The sequence below is a fragment of the Gordonibacter urolithinfaciens genome, assembly GCF_900199375.1.
In the GTDB taxonomy this organism is placed as follows: domain Bacteria; phylum Actinomycetota; class Coriobacteriia; order Coriobacteriales; family Eggerthellaceae; genus Gordonibacter; species Gordonibacter urolithinfaciens.
This window is the reverse complement of record NZ_LT900217.1, coordinates 2654166-2675645: the sequence shown is the minus strand read 5'-3', so window position 1 is coordinate 2675645 and position 21480 is coordinate 2654166. Positions and strand designations below refer to the sequence as shown.

Below are 21480 nucleotides of genomic sequence, written 5' to 3'. Positions count from 1 at the left end.
TGCTCCTTATCCTTGCTTCGTCGGCGCCTGCGGCGCAGGGTCGTCCTGCGCCTGCGGGGCGGCCTGGACGGCCTGCGCGAGCGCCTGGGTCAATTGTACGATACGCTCATCGGTGCGGAACGCGCATGCGTTCGCGAAGAACCGAGCAGTCGATGACAGCACCTCTTCAACCACCACGAGGTCGTTCTCGGCGAGCGTGGTACCGGTGGCCGTTATGTCCACGATGCGCTCGGCCATGCCGGTGAGCGGCGCCAGTTCGATGTTGCCGTGCAGCTTCACGATCTCCACCTCCCTGCCCTGGCGGGCGAAGTGGGCGGCCGTGATGCCGGGGTACTTCGTGGCCACGCGGATGGAACCGAGCTCGCGGTAGCGCTCGTCGGCCGCTCCCGCCGCGGCGGCCGGCTCGGCCACCACGAAGCGGCATGCGCCGAATGCCAGGTCCACCAACTCCACGACGTCCGAATCGGCTTCCAGGAGCGAGTCCTTGCCGCAGATGCCGCAGTCCGCCGCACCCAGCGCCACGAACGTGGGCGCGTCGGTGGGCCGCACGATGACGTACTCCACGCCCGGGTTCTTGATGATGAGCTGGCGGCCGGGGTTCGCGAGCCCCGCGACGTCGAGCCCCGCCGCGGCGAGCGCCGCGATGGTGTCGCCGTTGAGCGAGCCTTTGGGCACCGCGATGCGCAGCGGGCAGGGGTTGGGAGCCGCAGGTACGCTGGGCGCGTTCTCGCAGCCCGCCGGAACCGGGGCGGCGGCAGCCATGGCTTGTTCCAAGAAGAACGCGAAGCCGGCGGCGGGGCGGCTCTCGCCGTAGGCGGCTATCATGTTGTCGTAGCGGCCGCCGCTGCCGAGCGGGGTGCCGAGCCCCGGGGCGTACGCCTCGAACACGAGGCCCGTGTAGTAGTCGAACGAGCTCATGACCGAGAAGTCCACGAGGATGCGCTCGCCCAGGCCCGCCTCCTCCAGCAGGTCGTACGTGCGGGCGAACGCGTCGAGGCCGTCCTCGCAGCCGAGCGGCGCCACGAGCGCGCGCACCTCGTCGATGGCCGCGCGCCCGCCGCGGATGCGCGGCAGCGCGCGGATGGCGGCCGCGAACACAGGCGGCACCGAAGCGCGCGCACCCGGTTCCGCATCCGGAGCGGGACCGGCGCCCGCAGGCGCCGTCAGGCGGTCGAGCTCCACGAAGTTCGACGCATGGTAGGCGTCGAGCACCTGCTCCTTCCACCATGCGGGCGCCCCGCTCGCCTCGAGCAGCGCCCGCAGCACGCCCACCGTGGCCAGCGCCAGCGTGTAGCCGCGCGCGCCCGCCACGTCGAGCGCCTCGGCGAGCAGTCCCACGACCTCGGCGTCGGCCTCGGGGCCCTCCTCCCCGATGCACTCGATGCCCATCTGCGTGAGCTCGCGCGCCTTCGCCTGCATCTCCGCCTCGGCCTCGCGGAACACGCGCTGCAGGTAGCGGAACCTGAACGGTCCCGGCTGGCCCGCCAGGCGCGTTGCCGTCATGCGCGCAACCTGCAAGGTGACGTCGGGGCGCATGGCCAAAAGGTCGCCGCGCGCGTCGAAGAAGCGAAACGGGGACCCGGCCAGACGGCCACCCGCCCGCATGACGTCCATGACCTCGAGCGTGGGCGTCTCGATGGGCAGGTACCCGCGCGCCGCGAAACGCTCCTGCACGGCGCGCGTGATGCGCTCGCGCTGCTGCGCCTCGTCCGTGAGCACGTCGCGGAATCCTGCCGGTGTCACATAATTCATAGGTTCGCGCTTCTTTCCCTCGCGGTTCTCCAATACGACGCAGCCAGGATGCCGGGCTCCACCTCTTCGGCTTCGCCGGCCGAGCGCCGGGCGGGCTCGGGGGCGAGAAGCGGTTCCGCATCCGTCGCTGCGGCCTTCATCGCGGCGATTCGACCCGATGATACCACCGACTCATGCGCCTGCGGCAGCAAGCGGGCCGTTCTGCATCGCGTCGCTATACTTTAGCACAGTAGAGTGATAAAGCAATAGGAAATCAAGCCCGCAGCGAGAATCACCGAGCAAGAGAGCATGGACGAACGGCGTGCGGCCACCACCCATCGAGGGCGCGGCCCTGCTCCCCTACAGCAGCGACATCTGCTGGGGAGCGAAATCGTAGGTGCACAGCACCTCGTTCTCCACGAGCTCCACCTCGTGCGACTCCCAGTCTTTCAGGCACACGACGAAGCTCGCGCCGCCCTGTTCGAACACGATGGCGCTGCCCACCATGCCGATGCAGCGGCCGCCGCACACGTCGCGCGCGCCATCCGGCTGCTGGAGGTCGTCGCATGAGGGCGAGGGCCCGCCGAAGTAGTAGGGCGAGAAGTCCTGTACCGGCTCGGGCGCGAACCCGGCGCGCACCACGGCCTCCACCTGCGCGAGGCGCGCGGTCTCGCGGTCGAGCACGGAGACGGCCTCGGCGGCGTCGAAGCGCTCGTTCGCCAGCAGGTCGGCCTTCTTGGACGCGCGCATGGTCTCGGCGATGCCGGGCTGCGCGCAGAGCGCCGCCTCCAGCTCGCGCGCCGCGTAGGCATCGTCGAACCGCCCGACGATGCGCCCTGCCCGCGCCCCCTGCTCCAGCAGGCGGCGGACGCCGCGCGATGCGCCCGTGATGCCCGCCTTCACATGCGCCGGCGAGAAGTACGCCAGATAGGCGATATGCGGTTCCGCGTTGTAGGCGCGCTGCTGCGGGGAGACGAAGTCCGTGTTGTAGAACGAGGGATTGAACCCGGTTGCCTCCTGGCAGGCCGGGCACACCGTGACCTTGGACTCGGGCGGCAGCTCCACGTCCAGCGGGCACGGCATCTTGGCGTGGGTCTCCAGGTCGTGGCGCCCCACGCAGCGGCGCACGGGCAGGCGTCGCAGCGAGAACGTGCGTCCCCGCACGCCCACGCGCACCTGCACGTTGCGCACGCGGTCGTTCACCAGCAGGTAGGGTCCGTCCTCGTCGCAGCCGTGCCCAGCCAGCACGGCCGCACGGCCGGTTTCGATGTTGTCCATATAAGTGACCTCGCGTTAACTGCTATGCATCCCGTCAGGTTTCGAGGAGAATGATAGCGCACGAGGAGCATTGGCGGCGGGGGAATGCGGCGAAAGGGCCGGAATCCGCACAGAAGCCGACGGCACGCGGCGAATACCGCCAGCCGCCGGCGATTGCCGCGCAGCCGGTTTCGCAGGGGGCGCGACCGCCTTCGAAGGGCCGTATCCCCCTCTGGGAGCACCGCTCTATACTGGCATCGTCGTGTGCAAGCCGAGGAACAACCCGTCCCCTCCCGCAGAAACGAGGCACCATGGCACGCCAAGCGCTATCCCGTACCAAGACCCCCTTCGCAGCGGTCCGCCTCCTGGCGATAGCCGCGCTCCTGATCGCTGCCGCCTGCATCCTTCCCGCGCATGCGCAAGCCGAGGAAGCAGGGGCCGACAACCCTCCCATCCCGAAGATCGTCGGCTCTTTCGACAGGGACGCATACAAACCCGGAGATCAGGCCGTCGTCGCATTCTCCGTTACGAACGACACGCCCATCGCTTGGAACAAGGTGCGACTGGAAGCCCATCTGCCGCAGGGCGTGAAACTGGCTCGCGACGGCGATGCCACGGCTCGCGGGGCCGACACGTTGGCAGCCGGCGAAACGATCGAGCTGAAGCTGAACGTGTTGTTTGAACCTTCCCTGTTCAAGCGGCTTGCGCCCACGGGCGACAAGGGGAACGCCGTCGGCATCGCGCTGGCGGCCGCAGCGGCTGCGGGCTTCATCGCGCTGGCGGCCTCCACGTTCTCGCGCAAGCAGGCGCGCAGCCGCCGGGCAAAGGGGACCATGGGTGCGCTCATGGGCGTCGTGCTCGTAGCGGGCCTGGCGCCCCTGGTGCCGCGCGAAGCCCACGCCGACGAGGAGGGCGAGCAGGCCGCGGTGACCTCGTTCACGCTCGAAGGTTCTGCAACCTGCACCGCGCCGGGCGCCACCGTAGCCGCCATGCTCACGGTGGGGTCCACCGACCAGGAAGCCGCGTTCTCCCAGGCGAACGTGGAAGTGATCGGCGGGGCAGCAGCCTCGGCAAACGCGAAACGCGCTCGGATCAACCTGGTGTCCGACCTGCCCTTCGCCGACGAGCTGCCGCTCGACGCCATCTCGCTCGACGGTGATTTCCAGGGCTTGTCCGTCACTGCCGTTGAGCATGTCGGCACTGCGACGATGCTCGACGGCACCGAAGGGTCGGCCCTTGCCGTCACCCTTGGGGGCGACCTTGGCGCACCGGGCGCACGAGGAGTCATGGTCTTCGGCCCGGGATCGTTCTCCAACGCCGCCGCAAGCGGCGAAGCCACGCTGGCCGCCGAGGAAGCCCTCGTCACGTTCCACGTTGCCGAAGGCTTCTACGAGGACGACACGTTCACCTTCCCCGTCTCGCTCGAAAACGGGCGATTCTCTTCCGACGCGCAGGCTGGGCACTTCTCCTTCGCCGACCCGTCTTTGTCCGCAACGTCGTTCGCCGTCGACGCGAACGACGCGACGCGCGGCACCCTTGCCGTAGCGGCAACCGCCGACACGCCGCTCAACCAGTTCAAGGCGCTGTCCGCCGCCCTCGATGCCGACGACCAGCTTGCCGTCGATCCAATCGCCCTTGAAGGGGAGGCACCTGTCGCCATCGCGCACCCCTCTTACTACGACGGAGACGAGGCCACCGAAGACGCCGTCTCCACCGCCGGTGCCGCAGCAGCCGTTCCGTACGGCACCGTGAAGGCTAAAAGCGTCACGGAAAACCAGGATGGCTCCTTGACCGTGCACAACACGGTTGAGTTCAGCGCGCTGGACGGCAGCGTGAAGATCACCGATTTCAACCGGACCGGCAACTCCCAGATCACCCTGCCGGGCCAGGCCCCCACCCTTCCCCCGGATTACGGCCTCGGCGAAACCGGAGACGCCGGCATCCTGGAAGGCAATCCCGGAGCCGTGGTGTTCACCGACGTGCGCGAGAACGGCTTCGACTTCGATTTCGGCATCGACGCCGAAACGGTGAAAAGCTGGTACGGCGCCTACACTGAGAGCGGCCTTGCCAAAGAGCAGGCCAACGAGCAGTTCCTCGAAGAGATGACGCAGCTCATGTGCGGTCACGAGGTCGACCTGGCCGACGGCGTGGTGCTCAACAAGCTGGGCATCGCCCAGGGACCTTGCGCCGTCAACCTCTCCGACGAATCGCTGGCCAGCATCGTGGGCGGAACGGCGCTTTACAGCCAAGAGGATGACATGCGCACCGCGAAAACGGTGTTCGAGGTGCTGGAGAAGCTGGTTTCGGCTATCAGCTACTTCTGCTCGTCCGACCCATCCAACATCGGCCAGGGCATCTCGCAGATCCTGGGTATCATCGCCGCGCTGCTGGAAACCGGCCCCCAATACGACATCAAGGACGTGCTTGACGAGCTGAATCAGATGAAGGGCCAGCTCACGCGCATGGAAACCAGCGTTGACAACCTGGCTATCCAGCTGCGCGCCATCGACAAGCGCGGCGGCTTCGAGTCGGACTGGTACCAGGTGAAGTGGCTCATGGACCACCTGAACAGCTACGGAACCCTGTACACGGCCACCATCGGCACCATGACAGAGGAAGAGCTGGCGAACGGCGGCTTTGATGCGGCGACGTTCGAAGAGTTGACGGAAGAGAACCAGAAGACGCTGACGAGCTTCAAGCAGGCCATCGACGCCAAAAACGGGCTGCTCAACACCACCGTGTACGCCGATACGGTGAACCTGGGCAGCATGATCACGGGAACCGGCACCAAAGACGTGGTGAGCGACTACTATAACTGGATCGAAACGTACTACAACTGGGATCCGGAAACCTTCGAGATCAAAGACGTGTACCTGGGCTGCATGATCACCTCGTACCTGTACGGCTACCTGTCGTCCATGGCCTACCTTTCGACCGTCGAGGGCACCGGCACCGACGCCGAGAAGCTCAACGCCACGCTCGCCAAAGAAGACCTCAGGAAACAGGCCGATCAGGTGCTGAAGAAGCTTGTTGGGCAACGGGAGCGCGTATGGGACCAAGACTCTATGACCTATAAGGAAAAGTTCCAGAAGTCCCCGCTGCGCCAAGCCACCGAGCCGCTTGCGAACAAAAAAATACGCTGCTTGATCAACGAGCATGTGTATTCGCTCGACAACCACACCGGCCCGCTTTCTGGCCGCATGTACGACGATGCATACTTCGGAAACGCCTCGTTCGGGAAGAGCGTGGAGCGCGACGATGTTCTGATGTACTCGTTCACCGGCGAGCTCAATCTGGCTCAATGGCAGCAGATGGAAGCGAACCTGCCCCAGGTTCGAAAGATCAAGTACAGCCAAAAGCCCCTTCACGACTACGGGCTGGACATGAGCGACGCAAGCAACATCTTCAGCGAACTGCGCGCGCTAGGCTTCACCATGCTAGCGGTCCGCACCGAAAACACCCATACCGGCGACTCCCCCAAGGGGCGTCCGAAACCGCTCGTGCAGTGGAAGAGCAAGGAAGCGCCGCCCGCCCATGTGGTGGTAAGCGATGCGAGCTACAACAAGGTGAGCGACCAGCTAGCCGTTCGCCACGTGCGCACCGTTTCGGTAGACGTGTACGACATCAAAGCATCCCGGGTACTGCGCGGCGTAACAGCCGCACGGCATGAAAGCGTGTACTGGGTGGGCTATGGCTGGGGCTACCTCCATGACGTCTGGCCCTGGTGCACCTCGGAGACGAAGTACGAGAGAAGGGGGATGGTCTAGGACGCGCCGAAACCCAGAAAGGCGGGATCCGGCACGCCGGATCCCGCCTTCGCTCACGCAAAGCTCGCTTTAGCCAGAGCAGCGAGCGAATCCCAGCGAGCGAATCCTTGAGCCCGCCTGCATGTGGAGCGAATGCGGCGCTACGCCATGCCGGCAGCCTGCATCGCCTGCACGGTGAGGAACATGTTGTAGGAGAAGTACACGGCCACGACCACGTACACGCTTGCGAGCACCTTGGCCGCCAAGTGCCAACCGCTCCGCCACACCAGCACGATGCCCACCGGCCAGAAGACGAGCAGGAAGAACACGATCCAGAACGTCTGCTGGTGCCACTTCTTCGGGTTGGGGTCCTCCACCAGGTCGTTCGCGTTCTGCCGCAGGTCCTTGCGCTGCCAGTCGCCCGCGCGTCGGTTCTCGTCTGCCATGCCGTCCCCTTCCCTCGAGCACACACTGCCTGGCGCTCTTCCGCGTTTCCTGCCATCCTACCACGTCGGCGCATCGAGCGCCGGGCGTTGGCGTTCCGTTACCGGAACGCTAGGTCGCCGCTCGCGCGCCTGCCGCCGCCCGCGTCCGCCGCTGAACGCAACCGGTGCCGGACACGCGCGCCGCCGTCAGTTCAGCCCCGCGTACTCCACCTCTATCTGCTCGTCGAGGTACTCCTGCACCGGGGGCTTGCCGAAATCCTCTACCGTCTCGGTGTGCCAGCACTCGGTCTTCGGCAGCCCGGGGATGCGGTCAGCCACGAACACCGGGTCCTTGCCGGCCTTGCGCTGCGCCGTGTAGTCGTCGAGCACCTTGAGCGCCCACTTCCCCAGAAGCAGGATGGCCACAAGGTTCACCATGGCCATGAAGCCCATGAAGATGTCGGCGAGGTTCCACGCAAGGTCGAAGCTGTTCACCGCGCCGTAGAAGATGACGCCCAGGCACACGATCCGGAACACGAACAAGAGCGCCCTGCTGTTGCCCTTGATGAAGCGCAGGTTGTTCTCAGCGTAGAAGTAGTTGCCGATGAGGCTGGAGAACGCAAAGGCGAAGATGGCGAACGTGATGAAGTGGATGCCGACCTCTCCCACCGAGTTGTTCACCGCCATCTGCACGAGCGGCATGCCGTTGAGCGCGGCGGCGGCCTCGGGGTCCTGCACGTAGAACACGAGCACCATCATGGCCGAGCACGTGCAGATGAGCAACGTGTCGATGTACACGGACAGGCTCTGCACGAGGCCCTGCTTGCAGGGGTGCGACACGCTCGCCGTGGCGGCCGCGTTCGGCGCGGAGCCCATGCCGGCCTCGTTGGAGTACAGGCCGCGCTTGATGCCCAGCATCACGACGGAGCCCGCGAAGCCGCCGAAGATCGCCTGGAAGTCGAACGCCGAGGCAAACACCATGCCGAATACCTTCGGCAGCTCGCCGATATTGGCGATGGTGGTCCATACCGCAATGCCGATGTAGCCGACGGCCATGATGGGCACGATGATGGAGGTGATGACGCTGATGCGCTTCGCCCCGCCGAAGATGACGAACGCCGTCATCACCGCCAGCACGATACCGCAGGCGATGGCCGTGCCGTTCGTTGCGTAGTCGGGGATGTAGTACTCGAGCGATGACGTGGCGTTGAAGGCCTGCAGCCCGTTGAACCCGAACGCGAAGCACAGGATGAGCAGCACGGCGAACAAAACGCCCAGCCAGCGCTTCCCGAGCGCCTGCTCGATGTAGTAGGCCGGACCGCCGCGGAACTCGCCCTCCTTGCCGCGCACCTTCCAGATCTGCGCGAGCGTGGACTCCACGAACGCCGACGCCGCGCCGATGATGGCCATGAGCCCCATCCAGAACACGGCACCCGGACCGCCGGTTGCTATGGCCGTGGCCACGCCGGCGATGTTGCCCGTGCCCACGCGCGAGGCCGTGGACACCATGAGCGCCTGGAACGACGAGATGGACCGCTCGCCCTGGACGTGCTTCTTCTCGGTCAGCTGCGAGAACATGTCCTTGAGGTAGCGCAGCTGCACCGCCTTCGTGCGGATGGTGAAGTACACGCCCACCACCACGAGCAGCAACAGCAGGATGTACGTGTACAAAAACCCGCTCAACTCCCCGGTGAACCCGACGAGCCATTCGTTGAAGTCCATTGGAATCCCCTTCCCCTCGACCCACGGGTCGTTCGTAACATCAGCGAGAGGCGCCGAGCGCGTGCGTCAGCTGTTAAGCTGACGCACGAGCAGCTCGTTGATGACCTTCGGATTGCCCTGGCCGCGCATCTCCTTCATGCACTGGCCCACGAAAAAGCCGATGAGGCCGGTCTTGCCGCCTTGGTACTGGGCCACCTTGTCGGGGTTCGCGGCCAGCACCGCGTCCACGACGGCCTCGATGGCGCCGGTGTCCGACACCTGCTCCATGCCGCGCTCGGCCACGATGGCCTCCGGGTCCTTGTCCTCCTCGAGGATGGCGGCGAACACCTCCTTGCCTTGCTTGGACGAGATGGCGTCGGCAGCCACAAGCTTCACGAGCGCCACCGCGCGCGCGGGCGAGAGCGCCGTGTCGGCGAGCTTCACGCCGTCTGCGGCGTTCAGATAGGCGGTCACGTCGTTGATCACGAGGTTCGCCACCGGCTTGGCCAGCTTGGCCGCGTCGCCGCCGGCAAGCTCCATGCACGCCTCAAAGAAGTCGGCCGTCTCGCGATGCTCCACCAGGTGGCGCGCGTCGTAGGCGGAGAGCCCGAACGCGTCCTCGAAGCGGGCCGCCTTCTGGTCGGGCAGCTCGGGGAGCTTGGCGCGCACCGAGTCGATCCACTCGTCGGTCAGGTCGTAGGGCGCGAGGTCCGGGTCCGGGAACAGGCGGTAGTCGTCGGCCGTCTCCTTCACGCGCATCACGATGGTGCGCTTCTTGGAGGGGTCCCAGTGCCGCGTCTCCTGGAAGATCTGGCCGCCCTCCTCGAGCACTTCCGCCTGGCGGCAGATCTCGTAGGCCAGCCCGTCGTGGAGGTTCTTGAAGCTGTTCATGTTCTTGAGCTCGGTCTTGACGCCGAACTCCTTGGCGCCGCGGCGGCGCAGCGACACGTTGCCGTCGCAGCGCATGGAGCCCTCCTCCATGGAGCAGTCGGAGATGCCGAGCGCCAGGTAGATCTGGCGCAGCTTCTGCATGAACAGGCGCGCCTCCTCGGGCGTGCGCAGGTCGGGCTCGGTCACGAGCTCGGTGAGCGGCGTGCCGGCGCGGTTGTAGTCCACGAGCGAGTGCGTGGCCCCGGCGATGCGTCCCTCGCCGCCGCCGATGTGCACCATCTTGCCCGCGTCCTCCTCCATGTGGATGCGCGTGATGCCCACGTGGGCGGTGTAGCCGTCCGCCGTGCGCGTCACGTTGCCGCGGCTCTCGCCCACCTCGAGCCCGTCCAGGTCGACGCGCTCCTTGGCGGCCGCGCCGTCCACGTCGAGGTCGAGGTGGCCGCGCATGCAGAAGGCCACCGGGCCCTGCGTGGTCTGGTAGTTCTTCGACATATCGGGGTACATGTAGGTCTTGCGGTAGAACATCGAGTGCTTCTCGATGTCGCAGTTCGTGGCCAGGCCCGCCAGCACGATGGACTCGATGGCCGCGCGGTTCGGCACGGGCAGCGCGCCGGGAAGCCCCAGGCACACGGGGCACGTGTGCGTGTTCGGCTCGGCGCCGAACTCCAGCTTGCAGCCGCAGAACATCTTGGTGTCGAGCGTGGTGAGCTCGGCATGGATCTCGAGGCCGATGACGGCCTCCCAGTCCTGCAGCACCTCTTCGAGCTTGCGCATGGCTACTCACCTGCCTTTCCATCGGCGTAGGCGGGCGCCACGGGGGCGGGGCCGTACACCGTCTCGAGCGCCGCGGCCGCGCGGAACATGTTCTCGTCCTTGAACGCCGGCGAGATCAGCTGCACGCCCACCGGCAGGTGCGTGTCCGCTCCCAGGCCCACCGGCAGGCTCATGCCGCCGTTGCCCGCGATGTTGATGGAGATGGTGAACATGTCGGACAGGTACATGTCCGTAGGATCGCTCACCTCGCCGAACTTGAACGACGTGCGCGGCGACACGGGCGCCAGGATGCAGTCCACCTGCTCGTAGGCGCGCGCGTAATCCTGCGTGATGAGCGTGCGCACCTGCTGGGCCGGGTAGTAGTACGTGTCGTACACGCCGGCGGACAGCAGGTAGCTGCCCAGCATGACGCGGCGGCGCGTCTCGGGGCCGAAGCCGATGGCGCGGCTGGCCTCGTACTGGCTGCCCAGATCCTTATGGCCCGGATCGCAGTAGCCGTAGCGCACGGAGTCGAAGCGGGCCAGGTTGCTGAAGGCCTCGCAGGGACCCAGCACGTAGTAGGCGCTCATGGCGGCCTGGGCGTTGGGCAGCTCCACCTCCACGAGCTCTGCGCCCAGGGCGCGCAGGTGCTCCGCCGCCTCCTCCACCTTGGCCTTGACCTCGGGCGTGAGGCCCTTGGCTTCCATGAAGGCGGGCACCACGCCGATGCGCATGCCGCGCACGCCCTCGGCGAGGTTCGCCGTGAAGTCGGTGCCGACGTCCTGGCTCGTGCAGTCGCGCACGTCGCGTCCGGCGATGGCGTTCATGGCGAGCGCCGCGTCCTCCACCGAGCGCGCGAACGGGCCCACCTGGTCGAGCGAGCTGCCGAAGGCCACCACGCCGTAGCGCGACACCACGCCGTACGTGGGCTTCACGGCCACCGTGCCGCAGAAGCTGCCGGGCTGGCGGATGGAGCCGCCCGTGTCCGAGCCGAGCGTGACCGTGGCCAGGCCCGCGGCCACGGCCGCCGCGCTGCCGCCCGACGAGCCGCCGGGCACGCACGTGACGTCCCACGGGTTCTTCGTGGGGCCGAAGGCGCTCGTCTCCGTGGAGGAGCCGAACGCGAACTCGTCCATGTTGAGCTTGCCGAGCGGGATGCCCCCGGACGCGATGGCGCGCTCCACGCACGTGGCCGTGAAGGGCGACACGTAGTTCTCGAGCATCTTCGACGAGCACGTGGTATGGGTGCCCGCCAGGTTCATGTTGTCCTTGAACGCCACGGGAACGCCGGCCAGCGGACCGAGCTCGTCCAGCGTGCCGGCGGCCACGGCCGCGTCGATGCGCGCGGCGGCATCGAGCGCCAGCTGCCCGGTGGTCTCGAGGAAGGCGTTGAGGTCCTTGTTCGCAGCTTCGATGCGCGCGAGCGAGCCTTCGGCGACCTCGCGGGCGCTGAAGTCCTTGGCGGCGAGTCCCGCGCGGATCTCGCGGGCGCCCATCGCGCCGAACGCGGAAGAGGATGCGGCGCCCATCAGCGATCGCCCCCTTCTCCCAGAATGGACGGGATGAGGAAGCAGCCGTCCTGCTGCTTGGGCGCGTTCTCGAGCGCCTCCTCCTGCGTGAAGGAGGGCGCCTCCACATCGTCGCGCATGACGTTCGACAGGCTGCCGATGGGGTGGAACGTGGGCTCCACGCCCTCCAGGTCGTACTCGGTGATGGGCGCGAGGCTGTCGATGATGGCGTTCAGGTCGACCGTCATCTGCGACACCTCCTCGTCCGTGAGGCCGATGCGCGTGTACTCCGCGATGTCGCGCACATCATGTTCGGTTACATGTTGGGTCATGGGGTGGCTCTTCCCTTCTCGTTTTCACGCATCGGCCCGCGGCAGGCACCGGTGGAACCGAAGGTGGAACAGGTGAAAACATAACGTCGCCCATGATAGCAAAGGAAGGCTCGCTGCGGGTGCGGCGACGCAAGGAAACACCGGCCGGAAAAGGGCGGGGAGAATGTCAGGAGGCGGGAAGGGGAGTCGCGACCCCGCCTGTCGACCATGCCGCAGCCAGGCGCACAACGAAAAAGATCGAACGTGCTCGCAAATATCATGCCCACCGCCTCGACGACCATCGCGCCTCCTGCGGAACCGCCCGCCCCTGCAGCCCCGCATCCGCCCATCGTATACGTGAGCACGTCACGGCGCTCGGCATCTCCGAGCTGCCGGCACCATTGGTGCTGGCCACCGTGACACCGTTCGTGCGCAAGCGTATAGCCTGTGAGGGCGCCGCGAAAGCGGCGCCCTCACAGGCGTTGCCTTAACCTTGCTTGTATGCTATGTAAGTCTTCTTGACCTGGCCGTTCGCATCGAACGCCGCGATATCGGCCGCGCTTTTGAATTCGAGGTCGTCGCCCTGGTAGCCATAATTGCTGTTGTTCATGGTATACATGTACCCGTAGATGATGCCCCCTTCTTCGGCACCTTTGTCCTGGGCGTCCACTAATTCCTGTGCAGCGGCTTTGCACTTGTCGAGTTCCTTCGGGTTCCACAGACGGTCCCCACCGAGCGGTCCGAGCATTTCTTCCTCCTTACCTATTGGTTTGCACGCGCTCAAATAGTACGTGCACAATCACGGAAAAACACCGAGACCAGACCAATGAAAACAGGGGCCTGCGCAACAGAAGCGTGATGGCCGCCAGCTACAGATATGCAAGCCATGCGAAGGCAGCCGAACTCGACCGGCAACGCACCCACTGCATGCTCGTCCGACCTTCGTGGGGGTACCCCCACGAAATCGGTGCCCCACTTTTTCATGGGGAGCCCCCCTATCTGGCTGCTGTTCGGACGCATGGCGCTTATTTATGCTGGTAATCCGTCAAGCAATCCGATTGGAGGAAACCATGTGCTTCAGACCAGCAGCTATCGATTCAAACGTCATCGCCTGCCCCATGTGCGGTCATGAGAACCCGATCTCGTCCCAGGTGTGCGAGGAATGCGGGTTCTCCGCCAAAGGCGCCACCTCTTCGGGCGCTCCTAAGGCACCCGGAGCACCGAAAGCACCCGGGGCTCCCAAGGCCCCGGGTGCGCCGAAGGCACCTTGCGCCCCGAAAGCCCCTGGCATCTAAACGGTCTATCCGGACCGTAAGGCGGAAGGCCCTCCCTGCTTCGCAGCGGGGAGGGCCTTCCGCGCAATGCGCGAGGGAGGATTCAGTCGCACAGCACGTACAGGCCCGAGTCCACGTGATCACGGTAGAAACCATCCAGGATGCGCATGAGCCCTTGAAAACAGGCGGACTCGAGGTCGGACTGCATACCCACGAACCCTATCTCCACCTCGTAGGAACGCTCCATGTCGCGTAGGACGAACCCAGTTTCCCCAAGCATGGTAAGCGAGGCGATGGCGGGCAGGAACGACACAGCCGCATCGCATTCCACCATGCGCCTTCGCAGCGAGAAATCGGCACTGGAAAGCTCGATGGCATCACGCCCATAACGCTTTGATAGAAGGCTGTACAAATGCGTGTTGGTCGACACCAGCGGCTTGGAGATAACGTCCTCATCAGAAAGAACGTCCTTCTCTGCCAAGGGCGAGCGCGCGCACACCATGACCTTGTCGTAGGTTTTCAAGTAGGGCCGGTACTGGAAGCCCTTGGCCTCCAAGTCGTCGATGCCCCCGAAACTGGAGCGCTCTTGGTTGAAGAAGCAAGTGAGGCCGATGATGGCAGGGCAGACTTCATCGGCCTCACTTGCGCTGATGGCAAGGAGATCGCGACGGATCTGGGAGTTCTGAGACTCGCGAAAACGCAGGTCACGCGATTCGAAGATATAATCTTTGGCTTCCTGCGTCAAGAAGGCCAGCATGGCGATGTTCTGGCATTCCAGCTGAACGGACCGGCCACCACCCGCATGCAGCACTCGGGACTTCGCAGCGGCAAACTCGAGCATCTCCGCATATCCATCGATGATCTCGGCTGCCTTGGGAACGAGCTCCTCGCCGACAGGGGAAAGGGCGAGCTTGTTGGGGTAACGGATGAGAAGCTCGCAACCGAGTTCCTTCTCGAGCTCGTTCATCGCGCGGCTCATACCCTGCGGCGAAATGAAGTTCAGCTTTGCCGCCCGGGTGATGGACTTGGTTTTCGCCACGTCCAAGAAATAGTGCAAGTACTCGATATTCATAGGCACCCCCTGCGTCGTCCCCAACCGAAGCACCGCCATTGTACGGCAAAACGAGGCTGCAAAAGCCGCGAGATCGCGTGTTCGAAGCCTTCGGAGAGGGTGCACAGGCCAACGAAATGTGGTGACGGCCCCACGAAACAAGAAGCTCCCGACAGCCCCCACGAAAACGGGAGGCAGCCCAACGGGCCGCTTGTTTTCACCGCCCGCGCCGGCGCCTACACTCGCAGTGGTGAATCGAGCCAACGCCTTGCGCGCTAGGCTGCTGGTTTTCGCATCGCCCACCCAGAATCGGCACGCGTGCCCGACAGGTCGCGCCCGCCGCTCGGGACAAGAGAGCAGAGGACGAGAAAGTAGGAGGAGTATGAAGACGTCTGACAAGACCATCTACAAAAACATGTCGCTGTGTTCTTTCGGCAACGGCGCCAACCTCACCGCCGTCGACTCCAAAGACGGCAAAATCGTACGCATGCGCCCAGTGCACTACGACGAGCACTACACGAAAGAGGATCTGAACTACTGGACTATCAACGCGAAGGGCCACTCGTTCGAACCTGGCATGAAGACGCTGAACTCCCCGTTCACCTTCATCTACAAGACTCGCACGTACTCCCCCAATCGCGTGCCCTTCCCGCTGAAGCGCGTGGACTGGGATCCGAACGGCGAGCGCAACCCGCAGAACCGAGGAAAGTCGAAGTACGAGCGCATCAGCTGGGACGAGGCCACCGACATCATAGCCTCCGAGATCGTGCGCATCGACAAGACCTACGGCCGCAACTCCATCTTCTGCCAAGGCGACGGGCATGGCGAAACCGGTTCCATCCACGGCCCGCACGGGACTATGGCGAACTTGTTGGACATGACCGGCGGGCTTACCATGCAGGCACGCCAGCCCGACTCGTGGGAAGGCTGGTACTGGGGCGCAAAGCACGCTTGGGGCAACGAGCCCCTGGGGCAGAACACCCACCAGCACAACCTGTTCAAGGACATTTCCGAGAACTCCGACGCCGTGCTGTTCTGGGGCTGCGACCCCGAGACCACGCCGTGGGGCTGGTCGGGGCAGCAGGCATCGCGCCTATGCTTCTGGTTCAGCGAGATAGGCGTGGAGCAGATCCACATCGCCCCCGACGTGAACTACGCCAACGCCGTGCACGCCGACCGGTGGATTCCCGTGCTGCCCAACACCGATGCCGCCCTGCAGCTGGCTATCGCCTATGTGTGGATGACAGAGGGCACCTATGACAAGGACTACGTGGAAAGCCACACCGAAGGCTTCGACTGGTTCGAGTACTACGTGCTAGGCAACGAAGACGGCGTGCCCAAGACGCCCGAGTGGGCCGAGGAGAAATGCCACGTGCCAGCCTACCGCATCAAGGCGCTGGCGCGTTACTGGGCGTCGCACAATCTGTCCATCGGCCACTGCAACGGCGGTTCCTATATCCGCTCATGCTACTCGCACGAGCCGGCGCGCCTCGAGGTGTACTTGCTGGCCATGCAGGCCGTGGGAAAACCCGGTCGCAACCAGGTCAAGTTCATCGAATGGGCTCTCATCGGCATGGACTCCTTCAACCCGCTGCCCCCGGGTCACTTCCTTCCCGAGGTGCGCGCCTGCTACCACGGCTCGGTATTGGGCGAGCTTCCCGCATCCTTCATCCCCAAAACGCTCGTGCCCCAGTGCATCAACGTCGAGGATGGCGAGAAGGTGGAATGGTACGGCCACACCACGAGCCGCCACCATCGCACCGATCAGTTCAAGAAATTCCAGTTCCCGCAGGATGGTGACCACGGTATCAAGATGATCTGGTCCGACTCCCCCTGCTGGTCAACCTGCTGGAACGGCGGCAACGAGTTTCAGGACGCATTGCTGAACCCCAACCTGGAGTTCTTCCTGGTGCAGCACCCCTGGATGGAAAACGACACCTTGTTCGCCGACATGATCCTGCCCATCTCCACAACACTCGAATTGGACGACTTCGGCGTTGACACGTACTCGGGCCAGTTCAACTCCATCATCTGGGAGCAGCGCGCCTGCGACCGGCAGCTCGAGTCGCTCTCAGACTACGAAGCCGTGGTCGAGGTAGCAAAGAAGCTGCAGGCCTATGGAGGAATTTACGAGGACTGTGCCAGCCACCTGACCGGCGACATGACCGTGGAGGAATGGCAGGAAGTGGGCTACCAGGGATCTGGCCTGCCCGAAGAGGAGCAGGACCTCGAGTTGATCAAGCGCCAGGGCTACCAGATGCTGCCCACACGCGAGGGCTGGGACCAGGAGCCTGCCGGCATGATCGAGTTCTACGAGGATCCCGTGAACAACCCCATGGAAACCCCCACGGGCAAGATCGAGTTCTACTCCACCGGCCTGGCAAACTTCTTCCCCGACGACGAGGAGCGCCAGCCCGTGGCCAAATGGATCGAGGAGTCGGAGACGCACCACGAGCGCATCAGCTGCGAGCGTGCCAAGGACTATCCCTTCCTGCTGGTGTCCAACCATCCGCGCTGGCGCATCCACGCCAATTTCGATGACTGCCCATGGACGCGCGAGATAGAGACGTGCAAGGTCGTGGGCGTCGACGGCTATGCCTACGAGCCGGTATGGATCCATCCTGCCGACGCGGCCAGGCTAGGCATCGAGAATGGCGACATCGTGGAGGTGTTCAACGAGCGAGGCACGGTACTAGGCGGAGCCTATGTCACCGAACGCGTCATCCCCGGCGCGGTGCTGCAGGACCACGGTGCCGAAACCGACCCCATCGTTCCCGGCGTGGGAGGCATCGACCGCGGTGGCGCGAACAACCTCATCGCCCCCAGCGCCACGTCTTCCAAGAATGCGGCCGGCGAGGTGACCGGCGGGTTCTTGGTGGGCGTGCGCAAGTGCGACATCCACGCCCTGATGGAGCGGTACCCCGAGGCCTTCGAGGCCGAGCATTACACGATCGAGACGGGCACGAACGTCTACGACTACCTGCAGGAGGCTTAAATCATGAAGACCATTCTGTTCGATGCCACCTTGTGCAACGGCTGCTACGGCTGCCAGATGGCGTGCAAAGACGAGCACTGCGGAAACGATTGGAGCCCCATCGCCGCAGAACAGCCCATGACCGGGCAGTTCTGGTGCCGGGTCGACCAGGTTACCCGAGGCAAAATACCCGAGGTGAAGGTGCAATACGAGCCGGTCATGTGCGGCCACTGCGACAACGCAGCCTGCATGGAGGCGTCCAAGGACGGAGCCGTGTACCGCCGGGAGGATGGTCTGATCATCATCGACCCGGTGAAGGCCAAGGGGCAGCGAGCCATCGCCGAGGCCTGCCCGGCCGGCGCCGTTTACTGGAACGAATCCCTGGACATCCCGCAGAAGTGCACCGGCTGCGCGCATCTGCTGGACGACGGATGGAGCGTCCCCCGCTGCGTGGACGTATGCGCCACCGGCGCCTTGACCTACGTCGACGAGGAAAACGTACCTGCCGACGCCGTGCCCCTGCCAAGCGTAGCCGAGAACCATCCTCATGTGTTCTACCGTGGCATACCCAAGCGCTGGGTGTACGGGGTACTGGTGGATCGCGTGGCAAACGAGGTGATCATCGGCACGCCGGTGCGCCTGCTGGACACCGATGGCAATGAGGTTGCCACAGTGAAGACCGACGCGTTCGGGGAGTTCCGCTTCAAGGAGCTGGACGAACGCCCTTACACCGTAGCTGCAACGGTTGAGGGCTACGAGGACATCGTCCTCGATGCCGACACCACCGCTGAGGACGTGGTTCTGGGAGACATCTTCCTCAAGGCCATCGCGTAAACGTTGCCGGGGGTTTCCGCACGGCGTTGGGGATATGGCGTCGTGCGGGTTTCTGGACAAGCAACAGGAAGGGGTAACACCATGGCTGAAACAGCCAAGGGCAACAAGGTTCTGTTCAAATGGGCATGGATCGTCATTGCCATCGCATTGATTCTCATAGGCCAGTTCGGCCCGCTCTGGTCACCCGATTTGGCCCGTGAAGGCCAAACCGCGATCATGGTCTTGCTGGCCGCCGTCGTCATGTGGGCAACCGAAGCGCTACCGCTGCCCATCACGTCGCTCGTCATGGTTGCGCTGTGCGGATTCCTGGGTATCGCATCCTACAACGATATCTGGGCGGCCACGTTCACCAGCTCACTGTGGATGTTCGTGGGTATTTTCGGCTTCACAACGTTCCTCGGGGTGTCCACATTTCCACAGCGCCTCATAGCCATGGTCGTGCGCATGGTGAAAGGCAATATTAACCTGGTCATTCTCGGCTTTATGGTGATCTCTGCCATTATTTCCACCGTTATGTCGAACATCGCCCTCACGGCCATCATGATGGGCTTCGCGGCCTCGCTGCTGCGTGCGGCGGGCGCCAAGCCGGGCGAATCGAACATGGGCCGCTGCCTGGCCCTCGCCATTCCCTTCGCCGTGATGTTCGGCGGCTGTCTGCTGCCCTCCGGCACACCCATCAACGTGGTCGTGCTTGGACTGGCCGAAAGCGCCTGCGGCGTGAGCATCACCTTCGCCGAATGGTTCGGTTACACCATCATTCCGGTAGCACTGAGCCTGGTAGCTTGCTGGCTCATCCTGGTCAAGGTATACAAGCCTGAACCTTTAAGCCAGGAGACCGTCGACAAGTTCCTAGGCGAGGTATCCTCGCTGCCGCCCATGGACTTCAAGGAGAAGTTCAACATCGGCGTGTTGCTGGTAGCCCTGGCATGCTGGATCGTCAGCTCCTGGCTACCGGTGCTGAATACAACCTTCATTGCGTTGGTTGCTCTGGGCCTGCTGTTCCTGCCGGGAACGTCCATGATCACCACCAAGCAGTACCGCTCGGAGAGCCCGTGGGACATCCTGCTGATGATGGCTTCCATCAACGGCATCGTCGCCGCTATGTCGGCAGCCGGATCGGTGGCTTGGATCGTCAGCCTGCTTCTGGGTGTGACGGCCAACATGAGCTTCGTCATGCTGTTCTTGGTGATCAGCGTCGTGCTGGCCATCGTGCACAACTTTTTCCCGTCGGGTCCCGGTCTGGCAGCACTCGTAACCGCACCGGTGCTGGGGTTGGTGGGGGCAGTGGGCGGCAACTTTACCGCCACGATCCTGATGCTCGCGCTGTGGTGCGCCTTATGCTTCCTGGTTCCCTTGGACTCGGTGCTGCTGGTCTCCTACGCAGGGGGCTACTACAAGTTCAACGAGATGTGGAAGGGCGGCCTACCCGTCACCTTGGCGACGATGGTGTTCTTCAGTGCGTTCCTGCTCGTTGTTCCGCCGATGCTCGGAGCTATGTAAAGTTACATCGTGTTCTGCGTCGAACAGACCCCTCGCCCTTTCGGAAAAGGGGTCTGTTCGATGGGGGGAGAGCATTTATAACTTGGGGGGTCAACCGTGTCTGAAGCCGTCCTGCATGCCTCGCTGCGGCCGCGCAACGTTGCTTGCATACTTATCGCCATCGCCATCGTCGCCGCAACGGCTCTCGCCCCGACGACGGAGGGGCTGACCTACGAGGGCCGCATGGTTTTGGGAATTTTAGCGGCAGGCATTCTTCTGTGGGTAACCGAATCACTGCCGTTGCCAGCAACGGCGCTGCTCGTGCTCATCATGATGCCCATCATGGGCGTATGCTCGTTCGATGAGGCGTACTCTAACGCCATGGGATCAACGGTGTTCTTCCTCATGGGCACGTTCGCGTTCACGGTTGCCCTCGATGCTACCACCATTCCCACCCGCATCGCAGCCTTCGTACTCAGGAGGTCGGGCACCGACACCAACAAAATGCTGCTGGGCTTCATGTGCGCCACAGCATTCCTCTCCTTTTTCATGTCGGATGTCGCCGCCTGCGGCGTGTTTATCTCGGTTGGAAAGCGCTTGTTGGAGTTGAACGGTGCTGAAAAGTTGAAATCGCCCATGGGCAAAGCCATGATGATAGCCATTCCTTGGGCATCATATGCCGGGGGATGCGCCGTGATGACCGGCAACGGTTGCAACGTGATCACGGTTGGGCTGTTCTCGTCATTGTTCGGTGTGAATATGAATTTCGTCGAATGGTCGATGCTCGGGCTTCCATTCTGCGCGATCATGCTGTTTGCCTCGTGGCTCGTCATCACCCGGTTCTTCAAACCAGAGCCCATCTTGCAATCGTCCATCGACACCACCATGGAAGAGGTCTCGGGTATGGGCAGGCTCACGCGCTCCGAGATAATGACGGTTGCCATCATCGCGCTCGCCATGCTGTTCTGGATACTCAGCTCTTGGATCAGCTATCTGAACACTGCCATGATCGCCATCTGCGCCGTGGTGCTGCTCTCGGTACCCGGCTGCTCCACCCTCGACTTCAAATCGATGGTATCGCGTATGAACTGGGGCGTCTTGATCATGATCATGTGCATCTTATCCGCAGCCCACTTCGTGGTGTCCACCGGCGCCGGAGACTGGATGGTCTCGACCGTGGTCGCAGCCTTGCCCGAGAACTGGAAAACGCCCCTTGCCGTGCTCGCGGTGCTTTCGACCATCGGTGCGATCGTGCACAATATCGTACCCGTAGGTCCTGCCGTGGCGGGAATCTTGGCCTATCCCTTGGGCATCATCGCAGGAGACTTCGGCATCAGCATGTACTGTATGCTGATGGTAGTTGCCTGGCAGGCTTCGCTAGCCTACCTGCTGCCACTGGATTGCGTACCCATCCTCACGTACTCCACTGGATACTATCGCATGTCCGACATGGCGAGGATCGGCTGGATACCCACAATATTGCTCATCGCTTTGACCGTGACGCTGCTGCCAGCGCTCTGCGCCCTGTTCGGCTTCGCTTAAGCC

General features: G+C 63.9%; 14 protein-coding genes. 5 read left to right on the top strand and 9 right to left on the bottom strand.

Annotation, left to right across the window (positions count from 1 at the left end; translation table 11 throughout):
• Positions 1–6: 6 nt before the first annotated feature.
• Both hisZ and BN3560_RS11375 read right to left on the bottom strand, forming a co-directional pair.
• The gene (hisZ, locus tag BN3560_RS11380) at positions 7–1752 is read right to left on the bottom strand and encodes an ATP phosphoribosyltransferase regulatory subunit (RefSeq protein WP_096228135.1); all 1746 of its coding nucleotides are present in this window, start codon (positions 1750–1752) and stop codon (positions 7–9) included.
• Between the two features lie 339 nt (positions 1753–2091).
• Entirely contained in the window at positions 2092–3009 is a 918-nt protein-coding gene (locus tag BN3560_RS11375) for a DUF2797 domain-containing protein (RefSeq protein WP_096228134.1), read from the bottom strand.
• 290 nt (positions 3010–3299) lie between these two features.
• Between BN3560_RS11375 and BN3560_RS11370 the strand changes: the two genes are divergently transcribed.
• Positions 3300–6755 (top strand): hypothetical protein, encoded by a 3456-nt coding sequence (locus tag BN3560_RS11370; protein ID WP_096228133.1) that lies wholly within the window; start codon positions 3300–3302, stop codon positions 6753–6755.
• Positions 6756–6895: 140 nt separating this feature from the next.
• On the opposite strand, the gene BN3560_RS11365 is transcribed toward BN3560_RS11370, so the two are convergent.
• The 7 genes from BN3560_RS11365 to BN3560_RS11330 all read right to left on the bottom strand — a co-directional run bounded on the left by BN3560_RS11365 (position 6896) and on the right by BN3560_RS11330 (position 14669).
• Positions 6896–7180: a holotricin-3 gene (locus BN3560_RS11365; protein WP_096228132.1), complete on the bottom strand. Its 285-nt coding sequence runs from the start codon at positions 7178–7180 to the stop codon at positions 6896–6898.
• A gap of 186 nt (positions 7181–7366) precedes the next feature.
• Entirely contained in the window at positions 7367–8881 is a 1515-nt protein-coding gene (locus tag BN3560_RS11360; RefSeq protein ID WP_096228131.1) for an alanine/glycine:cation symporter family protein, read from the bottom strand.
• Positions 8882–8947: 66 nt separating this feature from the next.
• The gene (gene gatB, locus BN3560_RS11355; RefSeq protein ID WP_096228130.1) at positions 8948–10525 is read right to left on the bottom strand and encodes an Asp-tRNA(Asn)/Glu-tRNA(Gln) amidotransferase subunit GatB; all 1578 of its coding nucleotides are present in this window, start codon (positions 10523–10525) and stop codon (positions 8948–8950) included.
• 2 nt (positions 10526–10527) lie between these two features.
• The gene (gene gatA / locus BN3560_RS11350; protein WP_096228129.1) at positions 10528–12033 is read right to left on the bottom strand and encodes an Asp-tRNA(Asn)/Glu-tRNA(Gln) amidotransferase subunit GatA; all 1506 of its coding nucleotides are present in this window, start codon (positions 12031–12033) and stop codon (positions 10528–10530) included.
• Complete coding sequence (gene gatC, locus BN3560_RS11345) at positions 12033–12344, bottom strand: Asp-tRNA(Asn)/Glu-tRNA(Gln) amidotransferase subunit GatC (RefSeq protein ID WP_041239741.1); 312 nt, start codon at positions 12342–12344, stop codon at positions 12033–12035. The genes gatA and gatC overlap by 1 nt, the downstream gene beginning before the upstream one ends.
• A 466-nt stretch (positions 12345–12810) precedes the next feature.
• Positions 12811–13071, bottom strand: a complete 261-nt coding sequence (locus tag BN3560_RS11340; protein ID WP_096228128.1) for a hypothetical protein — start codon at positions 13069–13071, stop codon at positions 12811–12813.
• A gap of 629 nt (positions 13072–13700) precedes the next feature.
• Positions 13701–14669 carry a LysR family transcriptional regulator gene (locus tag BN3560_RS11330; protein ID WP_157780580.1) on the bottom strand — a complete coding sequence of 323 codons (969 nt, stop codon included), beginning with the start codon at positions 14667–14669 and terminating at the stop codon, positions 13701–13703.
• 361 nt (positions 14670–15030) lie between these two features.
• On the opposite strand from BN3560_RS11330, the gene BN3560_RS11325 reads away from it, so the two are divergent.
• The 4 genes from BN3560_RS11325 (at position 15031) to BN3560_RS11310 (ending at position 21477) form a co-directional block, all read left to right on the top strand.
• Positions 15031–17643 carry a molybdopterin-dependent oxidoreductase gene (locus BN3560_RS11325; RefSeq protein ID WP_096228125.1) on the top strand — a complete coding sequence of 871 codons (2613 nt, stop codon included), beginning with the start codon at positions 15031–15033 and terminating at the stop codon, positions 17641–17643.
• 3 nt (positions 17644–17646) lie between these two features.
• Positions 17647–18456: a 4Fe-4S dicluster domain-containing protein gene (locus BN3560_RS11320; protein ID WP_096228124.1), complete on the top strand. Its 810-nt coding sequence runs from the start codon at positions 17647–17649 to the stop codon at positions 18454–18456.
• Positions 18457–18537: 81 nt separating this feature from the next.
• A complete protein-coding gene (locus tag BN3560_RS11315) occupies positions 18538–19956 on the top strand; it encodes an SLC13 family permease (RefSeq protein ID WP_096228123.1) in 1419 nt (472 codons plus the stop codon).
• Between the two features lie 96 nt (positions 19957–20052).
• Positions 20053–21477 carry an SLC13 family permease gene (locus BN3560_RS11310; protein WP_096228122.1) on the top strand — a complete coding sequence of 475 codons (1425 nt, stop codon included), beginning with the start codon at positions 20053–20055 and terminating at the stop codon, positions 21475–21477.
• The last annotated feature ends 3 nt before the right edge of the window (positions 21478–21480 follow it).